The organism is Cellulomonas sp. P22 (assembly GCF_044392165.1).
Genome location: NZ_JBISBW010000022.1, coordinates 1 through 14,443, shown reverse-complemented (window position 1 = coordinate 14,443; position 14,443 = coordinate 1). Strand labels below are relative to the sequence as shown.

Genomic DNA, 14,443 nt, shown 5'->3' with positions numbered 1-14,443 from the left:
GGGTGGACACTCGGCGCGGACCGCCCCCGACAAGGACGCGTCGCCCCCCTGGTGGGGGTGCGCGCCGCGTCGGACGTGCGTGGTGCGGGCGTGCCCGGCGTCAGCCCGCGTTCGCGACCAGGCCCACGTCGGCGACCGAGGTCAGCCCGCGGTGCTTGGGCACGATGCGCACGGTGTACCCGAACGGCCCCGACGTCTCGAGCCGCACGTCGCCGGCGAACGCGTATCGACCGGCCTCGAACGTCTCGGCGACGTCGAGCGCGGACACCGAGAACGTGCGCAGCTCGTCGGACTCCGAGACGCGACCGTGCATCACCTGCACCTCGACGTCCTGCGGGGTCAGCGAGCCGAGCGAGATGTACGCCTTGACGTGCAGCTCGTCGCCCACCTGGGGGACGTCGCCGACGCCACCGGACTCGACGTGGTCCACGCGGACGTGCGGCCAGCCGGCGCGCACGCGCTCCTTCCAGCTCGCGAGCTCACGGGCCCCCGCGAAGTCGTCCGCGTCGAGCTCCTGGCCCGCGACCGCGACCGGCACGTACAGGAACCGCACGTAGTCGGCGACCATGCGCGTGGCCTGAACCTTCGGACCGAGCGTCGCGAGGGTGTGGCGCACCATCTCGAGCCAGTGCACGGGCAGCCCGCGCTCGTCACGGTCGTAGAACCGTGCCGCGACCTGGTTCTCGATGAGGTCGTACAGCGCCGCGGCCTCGAGGTCGTCGCGCCGGTTGGCGTCCTCGACGCCGTCCGCGGTGGGGATCGCCCAGCCGTTCTCGCCGTCGAACCACTCGTCCCACCAGCCGTCGAGCACCGACAGGTTGAGCCCGCCGTTGAGCGCGGACTTCATGCCCGACGTCCCGGAGGCCTCGAGCGGACGCAGCGGGTTGTTCAGCCACACGTCGCACCCGGGCAGCAGGGTCTGCGCCATCCCGATGTCGTAGTTCGGCAGGAACACGATGCGGTGGCGCACGTCCGGCTCGTCGGCGAAACGCACGAGCTGCTGGATGAGTCGCTTGCCCTGGTCGTCGGCCGGGTGGGACTTGCCTGCGACCACGAGCTGCACGGGGCGGTCCGGGTCGGTGAGCAGGGCCCGCAGGCGCTCGGTGTCGCGCAGCATGAGCGTGAGCCGCTTGTAGGTGGGCACGCGCCGCGCGAAGCCGATCGTCAGGACGTCGGGCGAGAGCACCTCGTCGAGCCAGCCGAGCTCGGCCGGGCTCGCGCCGCGCTGGTGCCACGACTCGCCGACCCGCGCGCGGGCGTCGGCCACGAGCTGGGACCGCAGCTCACGGCGGACGTTCCACAGCTCGGCGTCGGTCACGCCGTCGGGCCGCAGCCAGCCCGAGCCGGTCGCGATCTCCTCGGGTGTGAGCTTTCCGGCCGCGACGTCGAGGAACCGGTGGTCGACCCACGTGGGGGCGTGCACACCGTTCGTGATCGAGCTGATCGGCACCTCGGCGGCGTCGAAGCCCTCCCACAGGCCGTTGAACATGTGGCGCGACACGTCGCCGTGCAGCAGCGAGACGCCGTTCGCGCGCCCGCCCAGGCGAAGCCCCATGACCGCCATGTTGAACAGCAGCGGGTCGCCGCCCTCGTAGTCCTCCGCGCCGAGCGCGAGCACGGCGTCGACCGGGACGCCGTCGACCGCGTTGTCGCCGCCGAAGTACTGCGCGACGAGCTGGGCCTCGAACCGGTCGATGCCCGCCGGGACGGGCGTGTGCGTGGTGAACACGGTCGACGCGCGCACGGCCTCGCGGGCCGCGTCGAAGCCGAGGCCCTTCTCGGCCACGAGCTCACGGATGCGCTCGACGCCGAGGAAGCCCGCGTGGCCCTCGTTCATGTGGAAGACCTGGGGAGCGGGGGCGCCGGTCAGGCGCGACCACAGACGCAGGGCCCGCACGCCGCCGACGCCCAGCAGCAGCTCCTGCTGGAGGCGGTACTCGCCCCCGCCGCCGTACAGGCGGTCGGTGACCTTGCGCGCGAGCTCGTCGTTCTGGGGGACGTTCGAGTCGAGCAGGAGCAGCGGGACGCGCCCGACGGCTGCCGACCACACGTGGGCGTGCAGCGTGCGCCCGCCGGGCAGCTCCACCGACACGACCGCCGGGGTCCCGTCGGCCTCGCGCACGAGCGCCAGCGGCAGGCCGTCGGGGTCGAGCACCGGGTACGTCTCGAGCTGCCAGCCGTCGCGCGTGAGCGACTGCTTGAAGTAGCCCGAGCCGTACAGCAGCCCCACGCCGACGATCGGGACGCCGAGGTCGGACGCGCTCTTCAGGTGGTCGCCCGCGAGGATGCCGAGGCCTCCCGAGTACTGGGGCAGCACCGACGTGATGCCGTACTCGGGCGAGAAGTACGCGATCGAGCCGGGCAGGTCCGCGGGGTCCTGCTCCTGGTACCAGCGGGGCGCGGTGAGGTAGTGCTGCAGGTCGGCAGCGGCCGCGTGCACGCGGCTCACCAGGACCTCGTCGTGGGCCAGCTCGGCCAGACGGTCGGGCCCGAGCGCGCCCAGCAGCGCCACGGGATCACCGCCGACGTCGGTCCAGAGCGCGGGGTCGAGCGACGCGAACAGGTCGCGCGTCGGCCCGTGCCACGACCAGCGCAGGTTGTGGGCGAGCTCGTCCAGCTCAGCGAGCTCGGCCGGCAGGACGGTGCGGACGGTGAATCGTCGGATGGCTCTCACCTGCCCGACACTACGCAGGTCAGGGCCCTGCGCACACCCCGAAACGAACTCTTCGTCCGCGCGTCGCCGTCGGGCCGCGGGTCAGGGCGGGTATGACGTCCGTGTCTCCGGGCGCGCCGCGCCCACCAGATGCCCTCCACAGCGCCGAGTCGATAGGTTCGGACCGTGACGCAGACACCTGCCCAGGTCCCCCCGACCACCACCCCGCGTCGAGCCCGCGCGTCCGTCGCCTCGAAGCCGCGGGCCGACGGCCCCCCGATCGGACGCATCCCCGTCGTCGACGTCTCCCCCGTCGTGGACGCCGGACGATGGGCGGCCAAGGCCGTCGTGGGCGAGGCCGTGCCGGTCCGGGCGACCGTGTTCCGTGAGGGGCACGACGCGGTCGCCGCGACCGCGGTGCTGGTGGGTCCCGACGGCCGCGACCGCTCGCAGGCCCGCATGGTCGACATCGCCCCTGGCCTCGACCGGTTCGAGGCCCGCCTGGTACCCGACGCGGTGGGCCTGTGGGGCTTCCGCGTCGAGGGCTGGTCGGACCCGTACGGGACGTGGAGCCACGACGCCCGGATCAAGGTCGACGCGGGGGTGGACGTCGAGCTCATGCTGGCCGAGGGCGCGCTGCTGCTCGAGCGCGCCGCCCGCCGCACCGGCAAGGAGAAGATGCCCGCGGTCGCCGCCCGGGTGCTCACCGATGCGGTCACTGCGCTGCGCGACACCTCGCGGCCCCCGCAGGTGCGCCTCGCGGCCGCGCTGTCCGAGCAGGTCGGTGCGGTGCTCACCGCGCACCCGCTGCGCGACATGGTCAGCCCGTCGCCCGTGTACCCCCTCCAGGTCGACCGCGAGCTCGCGCTCGCCGGCGCCTGGTACGAGATGTTCCCGCGCTCGGCGGGCGCGGTCCGCGACCCCGACACGGGCGAGTGGACGTCGGGCACGTTCCGCACGGCCGCGCTCGAGCTGCCCCGCATCGCCGACCTCGGCTTCGACGTCGTCTACCTCACGCCCGTGCACCCGATCGGCACCACCTACCGCAAGGGGCGCAACAACGCGCTCACGGCGCTGCCGGGCGACCCGGGCTCGCCGTACGCGATCGGCTCGCCCGAGGGCGGGCACGACGCGATCGACCCCGCGCTGGGCACGTTCGAGGACTTCGACGCGTTCGTCGCGACGGCACGCGGCCTGGGGATGGAGGTCGCGCTCGACCTCGCGCTCCAGGCCTCGCCCGACCACCCCTGGGTCACCGCGCACCCCGAGTGGTTCACGACGCGTGCCGACGGGACCATCGCGTACGCCGAGAACCCGCCCAAGAAGTACCAGGACATCTACCCGCTCAACTTCGACAACGACCCCGAGGGCATCTACCGCGAGATCCGCCGCGTGGTGCAGGTGTGGATCGACCACGGCGTCACGGCGTTCCGCGTCGACAACCCGCACACCAAACCGCTGCCCTTCTGGGAACGGCTGCTCGCGGACGTGCGCGCCACCCACCCCGAGGTCATCTTCCTCTCGGAGGCGTTCACCCGGCCCGCGATGATGCTCAACCTGGGGCGCATCGGCTTCCACCAGTCGTACACGTACTTCACGTGGCGCAACTCCAAGCCCGAGCTCGAGGAGTACCTGTCGGAGGTCTCGGGCGAGCAGGGGTCGTGGATGCGACCCAGCTTCTGGCCGACGACGCACGACATCCTGCCGCCGTACCTGCAGCAGGGCGGCGGCGCGGGGTTCGCGGCCCGTGCCGTGCTCGCCGCCCTCGGCGCCCCCAGCTGGGGCGTCTACTCGGGCTACGAGCTGGTCGAGAACGTGCCCCGCCCGGGGGTCGAGGAGCAGATCGACAACGAGAAGTACGAGTACAAGCCGCGGGACTGGTCGCAGGGCGACACCCTCGGCATCGCGACGCTGATCCGGCGGCTCAACGAGATCCGCCACCAGCACCCCGCGCTGCGCCAGCTGCGCAACCTGACGATCCACCCGACCACCGACGACGCGCTGGTGTGCTTCTCGCGCCACCTCGACGCCGAGCACTCCCCCACCGGGAAGGCCGACACGATCATCGTGGTGGTCAACATCGACCCGTTCGCGGCTCGCGAAGGGCTCGTGCACCTCGACCTGGGTGCGCTGGGGCTCGCCCCCGGGACCGATCCGACCGGCCTGTTCGTCGCCCACGACGTCCTGAGCGACGAGACGTACGCGTGGGGCTCGACGGTGTACGTCCGGCTCGACCCGTCCGTCCGGGCCGCTCACGTCGTGCAGGTGGACCCGGCATGAGCGTGACGTCGCCCCCCGAGCGCAGCGTGCCGGTCGCGCTGCCCCCCGCGCCCGAGCACCCCGCCGTCGGTGCGCTCCCCGGCCGGCCCCAGCCCACCGTGCCGAGCGCCGCGGCGGACCGCCCCGGACTCTCGGCCGACCCGGACTGGTACCGCAAGGCCGTGTTCTACGAGGTCATGATCCGCGCGTTCTCGGACGGCAAGGGCGACGGGAGCGGTGACCTGATCGGGCTCATCGACCGCCTGGACTACCTGCAGTGGCTCGGGGTCGACGCGCTGTGGCTGCCGCCCTTCTACCCCTCGCCGCTGCGCGACGGCGGGTACGACGTGTCGGACTACACGGCCATCGCACCGCAGTACGGCACGGTGCAGGACTTCACGACGCTCATCAACGCGGCCCACGAGCGGGGCATCCGGGTGGTCGTCGACCTCGTGATGAACCACACGAGCGACGCGCACCCGTGGTTCCAGGCGTCGCGTTCCGACCCCGACGGGCCCTACGGCGACTTCTACGTGTGGAGCGACGACAACACGCGCTACCCCGACGCGCGCATCATCTTCGTGGACACCGAGACGTCGAACTGGACGTTCGACTCGGTCCGCCGGCAGTACTTCTGGCACCGGTTCTTCAGCCACCAGCCGGACCTCAACTTCGAGAACCCTCGCGTGGTCGACGCGATGCTCGACGTCGCGCGGTTCTGGCTCCAGCTCGGGGTGGACGGCTTCCGGCTCGACGCGGTGCCGTACCTGTTCGAGAGCGAGGGCACGAACTGCGAGAACCTGCCCGAGACGCACGCGATGCTGCGCCGGCTGCGCGCGATGGTCGACACCGAGTTCCCGGGCCGCATCATCCTGGCCGAGGCGAACCAGTGGCCCGAGGACGTCGTCGCGTACTTCGGCACCGAGGACGAGCCCGAATGCCACATGGCGTTCCACTTCCCGGTGATGCCGCGGATCTTCTACGCGATCCGCGACCAACGGGCCACACCGATCGTCGACATCCTCGCCGACACCCCGCCGATCCCCCGCGGCGCCCAGTGGAGCACGTTCCTGCGCAACCACGACGAGCTCACGCTCGAGATGGTCTCGACCGAGGAGCGCGCCTCGATGTACGGGTGGTACGCACCCGACTCGCGCATGCGCGCCAACATCGGGATCCGCCGGCGCCTGGCCCCGCTGCTCGACAACTCGCGCAGCGAGATCGAGCTCGCGCACTCGCTGCTGCTGTCGCTGCCGGGCAGCCCGTGCCTGTACTACGGCGACGAGATCGGCATGGGCGACAACATCTGGCTCGCCGACCGTGACTCGGTGCGCACCCCGATGCAGTGGACCCCGGACCGGAACGCGGGCTTCTCGACCGCCGACCCCGGCAAGCTGTACCTCCCCGTGATCCAGTCGCTCGTGCACCACTACAGCAACATCAACGTCGAGGTGCAGCTCGCGCAGCCCACGTCGCTGCTGCACTGGGTGCACGGCATGCTCAAGGTGCGCCGCGAGCACCCCGCGCTCGGGCTGGGCGACCTGACGGTGCTGCGGACCGACAACGACGCGGTGCTGGCCTTCCTGCGCAGCACCGAGGACGAGTCGATCCTCGTGGTGGCCAACCTCGCCTCGACGCCCCGCTCGACGACCGTGCAGCTGCCGGGGCACGAGGGGGCGAACGTGCGCGACGTGTTCGGCGGCGCCCCGTTCCCCCCGGTCTCCGAGACCGGGACCGTGCAGCTCACGCTCGGGTCGCGGGACTTCTTCTGGCTGCAGGTCGGGGGCGCCTGATGTCCCCGGCCCCCGTGCAGGTGCCCGACGACGAGGCGCTCGTCGGGCTGCTCGCGGCCTGGCTGCCAGGTCGCCGCTGGTTCCCCGTCAAGGGGTCCGTGGCCGAGCTCGGTGCCGCGGGCGGCCTGACGCTCGTCGACCCGCGCGGCGAGGCCGCCGTGCGCATCCTGTTCGTGCGGGCCGTGGCCCCCGGGATCGACACCGTGCTCCAGGTGCCTGTCACGCTCCGCGCCGCGGGTGCCGACGAGGACGCGGGCGGTCCCGCGGTCATCGGGACCACGGGCGCCCCGGCCGTGCTGGTCCGCGACGGCTGCGGGGACCCGGCGTTCCTGCGTGCCTGGCTCGCGGTCGCCGACGGGCCGGGCGGGGACGTCGACCCGGACCACCCGCGCGTGCTCACCGGCGAGCAGTCCAACACGTCGGTCGTGCTGCCCGCGGCACCCGACCCGGACGGGGGCCCGCCGCACCCGGCCGCGATCCTCAAGGTCTTCCGGGCGCTGTCGCCGGGCGACAACCCCGACGTCGACGTGCCCCGCGCGCTCGCGGCCGACGGCTGGACGCACGTCCCGCGCCCCCTCGGCTGGCTCGAGGGTCGCTGGCCCGACCGCGGCGCGACCGCCGAGGGACACCTCGCGGTGCTCAGCCAGTTCGTGGACGGCGCCGAAGACGGCTTCGAGCTCGCGTGCGCGATGGCGGGCCGCGGCGAGTCGTTCGCCCCGCTCGCCCGCGACCTCGGCATGGTCGTGGCGGGCATGCACGCCGCGCTCGCCGACGCGCTGCCCGTCGAGCCACCCGCCGCGACGGTGGACAGGGCGAGCTCGGTGGCCCAGGCGGTACGCGACCGCTACCGGTGGGCCGCGACGGCCGTGCCTGCGCTCGAGCAGTACGCGCACGCGGTCGAGGAGCTCGCGGCCCGCACCCAGCACCTGACCGACCTCCCCCTGCCGCAGCGCATCCACGGCGACCTGCACCTGGGACAGGCCCTGCGCGCGCACGGCGAGTGGTTCGTGACCGACTTCGAGGGTGAGCCGCTCGCCCCGGTCGCGGCCCGCACGCGGCCCGACCTGGCGCTGCGCGACGTCGCGGGGATGCTGCGCTCGTTCGACTACGCGGCCGCGGTGGGCACGGCGGGCTCCGCGGTCGGCGCCGACGACGCGCGATCGTGGGCCGACGACGCCCGCGCGGCGCTGCTCGAGGGCTACCGCGACGAGGTGCTGCGTGCGTCGGCCGAGCGCCACGACGCACCCCCGGTCGACGTCGCGAGCCGCTCCGCGCTGCTGCGGGCGCTCGAGCTCGACAAGGCGCTGTACGAGGCCGTGTACGAGGCACGCAACCGGCCCACCTGGCTCGACATCCCGCTCCGGGGCGTCGAGCGGCTGCTCGACTGAGCGCCGGACGAGCTCGCTCTGGAGCACGGGGGCAGCCGGGTGCCCCTCGTCGGCCGAGAGCCCCCGATGGTGCGGCCGGACGGGGCGCTCCAGGTGGTGCTCTGCCCTGCACCCCGTGGCCCGCGCCGAACCAGGTCGCGGTTGTGGTCCCACTTGAGATAGTTGATCTCGTCGCCGGTGAGCAGCGAGTCGAGGCGGGTCCCCCACGAGGCAGGAGCGAGCCGGATGATCGAGCAGGACCTGCACGAGGGGTGGACGCTGCGGGCGACCCGCGGCCCCGTCCCGGACGACGTCGAGGACCGGACCGTGCCGGCAGACGTCCCCGGCTCGGTCCACACCGACCTCCTCGCCGCGGGGCTCGTCCCCGACCCCTACCTCGACCAGAACGAGACGTCGCTCACGTGGGTGCACCGCACCGACTGGCGCTACGAGCGGGCGCTGACCATCGGCCCGCTCGGGCCCGGCGAGCGCGCCGACCTGGTGTTCGACGGCCTCGACACGGTCGCTGACCTGCGGGTCGACGGCAAGCTCCTCGGACGCACCGCGAACCAGCACCGCTCGTACCGGTTCGACGCCCGCCCGTTCGCGGACGGCCGTGCCCACACCCTGACGGTCGACCTGCGCTCAGCCCTCGAGCACGCCGAAGCCGAGCGCGAGCGGCTCGGCGCCCGGCCCACGGCGTACGACCACCCCTTCAACATGGTCCGCAAGATGGCCTGCAGCTTCGGCTGGGACTGGGGTCCCGACCTGCAGACCGCCGGCATCTGGAAGCCCGTGCGGCTCGAGCGCTGGCACACAGCGCGGCTCGAGCAGGTCCGCCCGCTCGTGACCGTCGACCCCGACGGCACGGGGCGCGTCACCGTGCACGTCGACGTCGAACGCTCGGGGCTCGAGGGCGCGCAGGACGCCACCCTGGTGCTGCGCGCCGCGGTCGGTGACGTGCAGGCGCAGACCCTGCTCGGACCGCACGTCGACGCGGGCGTCGTCGAGGTCCTGGTGCCGCACGCGCCGCTGTGGTGGCCCGTGGGCCACGGCGCGCAGCCGCTCCTCGACCTCTCCGTCACGCTCGAGGCCGCCGACGGTGCTGAGCGCACCCGGACCGCGCTCGGCGACTGGCACCGCCGGATCGGCTTCCGCACCATCGAGCTCGACACCCAGCCGGACGAGTTCGGATCGGCCTTCACGCTGCGGGTCAACGGCCGCCCGATCTTCGTCAAGGGCGCGAACTGGATCCCGGACGACCACCTGCTCACGCGGGTCACGCGCGACCAGGTGGCCCGGCGCGTCGACCAGGCGCTCGGGGCCAACCTCAACCTGCTGCGCGTGTGGGGTGGCGGGGTCTACGAGTCCGAGGACTTCTACGACGTGTGCGACGAGCGCGGCGTGCTCGTCTGGCAGGACTTCCTGCTCGCCTGTGCCGCGTACCCCGAGGAGGAGCCGCTCTGGGGCGAGATCGAGGCCGAGGCCCGCGAGAACGTCGCGCGCCTGACGCCGCACGCCTCGCTCGTGCTGTGGAACGGCGGCAACGAGAACCTCTGGGGCTTCGCTGACTGGGCCTGGCAGGCGAAGCTGGGCGGCGCGACCTGGGGCCGGCGGTACGCCACCGAGCTCCTCCCCGCGATCGTCGCCGAGCTCGACCCCACCCGGCCGTACATGGACGGCAGCCCGTACTCCCCCGCGTCGGCCCCCGAGGGCACCCACCCGAACGACCCCGACCACGGCACGCACCACGAGTGGGAGGTCTGGAACCGGGTCGACTACGCGGCCTACCGCGACGACGTCCCCCGGTTCTGCTCCGAGTTCGGGTTCCAGGGTCCGCCCGCGTGGGCCACGCTCGAGCGTGCTGTCCGCAACCCCGACGGCGCCCCTCTCACCAAGACCGACCCGGTCTTCCTGCTGCACCAGAAGGCCGACGACGGCAACGGCAAGCTCGACCGGGGGCTCGCCCCGCACCTCGGGGTGCCCGCCGACTTCACCGACTGGCACTGGGCCACCCAGCTCAACCAGGCCCGCGCTGTCACGTACGCGATCGAGCACTACCGGTCCTGGTGGCCGCGCACCGCGGGCGCGATCGTCTGGCAGCTCAACGACTGCTGGCCCGTGACCTCGTGGGCGGCCGTGGACTCCGACGAGCGCCCCAAGCCGCTCTGGTACGCGCTGCGGCACGCGTTCGCCGACCGGACGGTCACGGTCCAGGAGCGCGACGGACGGCTCGTGCTCGCGGTCGTCAACGACAGCCCCGAGCTGTGGCACGGCACGGTGCGCGTGTCCCGCGAGCTGTTCGACGGGACGCACCTGGCCGAGCACCTCCATGAGGTGAACGTCGGTGCGCGCGCTGTCGCGCTGCTCCCGCTGCCCGACGAGGTCGCCGTACCGGCCGAGCGGCACCGCGAGGTGCTCGTGGCCGCGCTGGGGACCTCGCGCGTCGTGCACCTGTGGGCCGAGGACGTCGAGCTCGCGCTCGACCCCTCACCGGTGCAGGCCACGGCGACGCCCGCCGTCGGCGGGTACCGCGTCGACGTCACGGCGCGGTCGCTCGCACGCGACGTGACGCTGCTGGTGGACCGGCTCGACCCCGGGGCGACGGTGGACGACGCGCTGGTGACGCTCCCTGCGGGCGCGGGCGTGACGTTCTGGGTGCGGACCTCCGCCCGGCTGACCGAGGCCGATCTGACCTCGGCGCCGGTCCTGCGCACGGCCAACGACCTGACGGTCGTGGCCCGCTCCGAGGAGCCCGCGCTCGCCGGAGGCCCGGTCGAGGCACTGGCCGAACGACCGACCGGCTGAACGGCCGCCGGGGGTCGGTCGGCCGGCGGCCGGCCGGCTGACCGGCGGGCCCGGTCCGGCGGCGTGCGCGACGCGCCCCGGTGCGCGACGCTGTGGCGCGAGGGACGCCTGCCCGCTCATCCACCTCGACGGCCACGCCGGCGAGCGGCCTGAGCACGAGCGGAAGGATCAGCACGCCCATGTCGGAGCCACGAGTCGCGATCGTCACCGGAGCCGCGCGCGGGATCGGCGCCGCGATCGCCCGTCGCCTGGCCGCGGACGGGAACCACGTCGCCGTGGTCGACCTGCGGGAGGAGGACACCGCGTCCACCGTCACCGCCATCACCGAGACGGGCGGCCGGGCGATCGGCATCGGGGCCGATGTCACCGTCGGGCCGGACGTCCGCGCCGCGGTCGGGCGGACCGCCCAGGAGCTCGGCGCGCCCACCGTCCTGATCAACAACGCCGGCATCCTGCGCGACGCGCTGCTGTTCAGGATGGACGACGAGGACTGGGACGCCGTCATCGCGGTGCACCTGCGCGGGGCGTTCCTCATGGCCCGTGAGGTGCAGCGGCACCAGGTCGAGGCGCGCTGGGGCCGGGTCGTCAACCTGTCGAGCACCTCGGCCCTCGGCCACCGCGGGCAGGCGAGCTACGCGGCCGCGAAGGCCGGGCTGCAGGGCTTCACCAAGACGCTGGCCATCGAGCTGGGTCCGTTCGGCATCACAGCGAACGCCATCGCGCCCGGGTTCATCGCGACCGACATGCTCCGCGCGGCGGCCGCGCGCCAGGGCATCAGCTTCGAGGAGTACCTCGAGGCCGCCGTCCGCCAGATCCCCGTGGGCCGGGTGGGCCGGCCCGACGACGTCGCGGCCGCCGCGAGCTACCTGTGCTCGGACGAGGCGTCGTTCGTCTCGGGCCAGGTGCTGTACGTGGCCGGCGGACCCCAGGGCTAAGGCCTGCCCTCCTCGTCCGACGGCTGGCACTCGGCTGGCCCGCTCGACGGGCCGGGCGGACGCCGTGGGCCTGGTGCGTGCTCGCCGGCGGCCCCGTCGCCTCGCACACCGCCCCGCTCCCCCACCTCGTCGCGCCCGGTTCGACGGCCTCGTTCGTGCCCTGACCTCGCGTTTCCCGCGTGGAGAGGCTGCGCCGGAGCCTGCGTGGTGGTTGGGTAGGCACATGAACCGGCAGGTCGCGATCCTCCCCGTCCCCGTCGATCCCGATCGTCTGCGCGCCGTCGCGCACGGGACGTCGCACGAACCCCATGCAGTGCTCGGACCGCACGTGCACGACGGCCGCACGACGATCCGGGTGCTGCGCCCTCTCGCCGACGCCGTCGAGGTCGTCACGCCGGGCGGCAGCTACCCCGCGACCCACGAGCTCGACGGCATCTGGTTCGCGGTGATCCCCGGCGAGGAGGTCCCGGACTACCGCCTCGACGTCACCTACGCCGGTCACACGGCCCGCGCCGACGACCCGTACCGCTTCCTGCCCACGGTGCACGAGCTCGACCGCCACCTCATCCGCGAGGGACGGCACGAGCAGCTGTGGACTGTGCTCGGTGCCAACCCCCACACCTACCCCGGCGTGCTCGGCGAGGTCCGGGGGACGGCCTTCGCGGTCTGGGCCCCCAACGCCGCCGCCGTCCGGGTGGTCGGCGACTTCAACCACTGGCAGGGCGCCGAGCACGCGATGCGCTCGCTCGGCGAGTCCGGCGTGTGGGAGCTGTACATCCCGGGGGTCGAGGCCGGCGCCCGCTACAAGTTCGAGATCCTGGGGCACGACGGCTCCTGGCGGCAGAAGGCCGACCCTGTCGCCAAGGGCACCGAGGTGCCCCCCGCGACCGCGTCGGTCGTCGTGGACTCGCGCCACGAGTGGACCGACGACGCGTGGCTCGCCGGGCGTGCGTCGCGCGACCCGCACACCGGCCCGGTGAGCATCTACGAGGTGCACCTGGGCTCGTGGCGGACGGGGCTCTCCTACCGTGAGCTCGCGGCCCAGCTGACCGACTACGTGCTGGACCTCGGGTTCACCCACGTCGAGCTCATGCCCGTGGCCGAGCACCCCTTCGGGGGGTCGTGGGGCTACCAGGTGTCCTCCTACTACGCCCCCACCTCCCGCTTCGGGCACCCGGACGACTTCCGGTACCTGGTCGACACGCTCCACCGCGCCGGCATCGGCGTGATCCTCGACTGGGTTCCCGCGCACTTCCCGAAGGACGAGTGGGCCCTCGCCAACTTCGACGGCACCCCGCTCTACGAGCACCCGGACCCGCTGCTCGGGGAGCAGCCCGACTGGGGCACGTTGGTCTTCAACTACGGGCGCAACGAGGTGCGCAACTTCCTCGTCGCCAACGCCACCTACTGGCTCGAGGAGTTCCACGTCGACGCACTGCGGGTCGACGCTGTCGCCTCGATGCTCTACCTCGACTACTCGCGCCAGCCCGGTCAGTGGCGACCCAACGCCCGGGGCGGACGCGAGAACCTCGAGGCGATCGAGTTCCTGCAGGAGGCCAACGCCACGGCCTACCGCCGCACCCCCGGGATCATGATGATCGCGGAGGAGTCGACCGCCTGGCCGGGAGTCACAGCGCCCACCGACCAGGGGGGTCTCGGCTTCGGGTTCAAGTGGAACATGGGCTGGATGAACGACACCCTGCGCTACCTCGCGGAGGAGCCGATCAACCGGCGCTACCACCACAACGAGGCGACGTTCTCGCTCGTGTACGCGTTCTCGGAGCACTTCATCCTGCCCATCAGCCACGACGAGGTCGTCCACGGCAAGGGTTCGCTCATGGGCAAGATGCCGGGCGACGACTGGCAGAAGCTCGCGAACGTCCGCGCCCTGCTCGCCTACCAGTGGGCCCATCCCGGCAAGCAGCTGCTCTTCATGGGCAGCGAGTTCGGTCAGGGCACCGAGTGGGCGGAGTCCCGCAGCCTCGACTGGTACCTGCTCGACTACCCGGGCCACGTGGGTGTGCAGAACCTGGTCCGCGACCTCAACGCCCTCTACCGCGCGACCCCCGCACTGTGGGAGATCGACGACTCGTCGCAGGGCTTCGAGTGGATCGACTCGAACGATGCCGATCACAACGTGCTCGCGTTCCTGCGGCGCGACTCCGCGGGACGACCGGTCGTCGTGGTGGTGAACTTCGCCGGCACCCCGCACGACAACTACCGCCTGGCGCTGCCCTCGGGCGGCCGCTGGCGCGAGGCCCTCAACACCGACGCGCTGGTCTACGGCGGATCCGGTGTCGGGAACCTCGGCGTGGTCGAGGCTCGACCCGAGCCCCACTTCGCCCGACCGTTCTCGGCGACGCTGCGGGTGCCGCCGCTCGGAGCTCTCTACCTCATCCCCGAGTAGCCCACCCCTCCCTCCGACCGTCCTGCAGCGGCCGCGCCCCGACGTGGGCGTGGCCGCTGCCGCGTCGAAGCACTCGATCGCGGCCCTTGTCGCTGGGAAACAGAAAGAGCCATCCCCGAAGGGATGGCTCTTTCTGAATGATGTTCCGGCGGCGACCTACTCTCCCACACCCTGGCGAGTGCAGTACCATCGGCGCTGAAGGGCTTAGCTTCCGGGTTCGG

General features: G+C 72.9%; 7 protein-coding genes. 6 read left to right on the top strand and 1 reads right to left on the bottom strand.

Annotated features, from left to right (window positions below; translation table 11 throughout):
- Positions 1 to 100 precede the first annotated feature (100 nt).
- Positions 101 to 2,674 carry an alpha-glucan family phosphorylase gene (glgP, locus tag ACGIF2_RS17265; protein WP_396048421.1) on the bottom strand — a complete coding sequence of 858 codons (2,574 nt, stop codon included), beginning with the start codon at positions 2,672 to 2,674 and terminating at the stop codon, positions 101 to 103.
- 165 nt (positions 2,675 to 2,839) lie between these two features.
- On the opposite strand from glgP, the gene ACGIF2_RS17260 reads away from it, so the two are divergent.
- The 6 genes from ACGIF2_RS17260 to glgB all read left to right on the top strand — a co-directional run bounded on the left by ACGIF2_RS17260 (position 2,840) and on the right by glgB (position 14,222).
- Complete coding sequence (locus tag ACGIF2_RS17260) at positions 2,840 to 4,933, top strand: alpha-1,4-glucan--maltose-1-phosphate maltosyltransferase (RefSeq protein WP_396048419.1); 2,094 nt, start codon at positions 2,840 to 2,842, stop codon at positions 4,931 to 4,933.
- Entirely contained in the window at positions 4,930 to 6,705 is a 1,776-nt protein-coding gene (gene treS / locus ACGIF2_RS17255; RefSeq protein ID WP_396048417.1) for a maltose alpha-D-glucosyltransferase, read from the top strand. The genes ACGIF2_RS17260 and treS overlap by 4 nt, the downstream gene beginning before the upstream one ends.
- On the top strand, positions 6,705 to 8,093 hold the full coding sequence (locus tag ACGIF2_RS17250) for an aminoglycoside phosphotransferase (protein WP_396048415.1): 1,389 nt from the start codon (positions 6,705 to 6,707) through the stop codon (positions 8,091 to 8,093). Before treS ends, ACGIF2_RS17250 begins: the two co-directional genes overlap by 1 nt.
- 225 nt (positions 8,094 to 8,318) lie before the next feature.
- The gene (locus ACGIF2_RS17245; protein ID WP_396048413.1) at positions 8,319 to 10,880 is read left to right on the top strand and encodes a glycoside hydrolase family 2 protein; all 2,562 of its coding nucleotides are present in this window, start codon (positions 8,319 to 8,321) and stop codon (positions 10,878 to 10,880) included.
- A gap of 179 nt (positions 10,881 to 11,059) precedes the next feature.
- Positions 11,060 to 11,815 carry a 3-oxoacyl-ACP reductase FabG gene (gene fabG / locus ACGIF2_RS17240; RefSeq protein WP_396048411.1) on the top strand — a complete coding sequence of 252 codons (756 nt, stop codon included), beginning with the start codon at positions 11,060 to 11,062 and terminating at the stop codon, positions 11,813 to 11,815.
- A 223-nt stretch (positions 11,816 to 12,038) separates the two neighbouring features.
- On the top strand, positions 12,039 to 14,222 hold the full coding sequence (gene glgB, locus ACGIF2_RS17235) for a 1,4-alpha-glucan branching protein GlgB (RefSeq protein WP_396048409.1): 2,184 nt from the start codon (positions 12,039 to 12,041) through the stop codon (positions 14,220 to 14,222).
- The last annotated feature ends 221 nt before the right edge of the window (positions 14,223 to 14,443 follow it).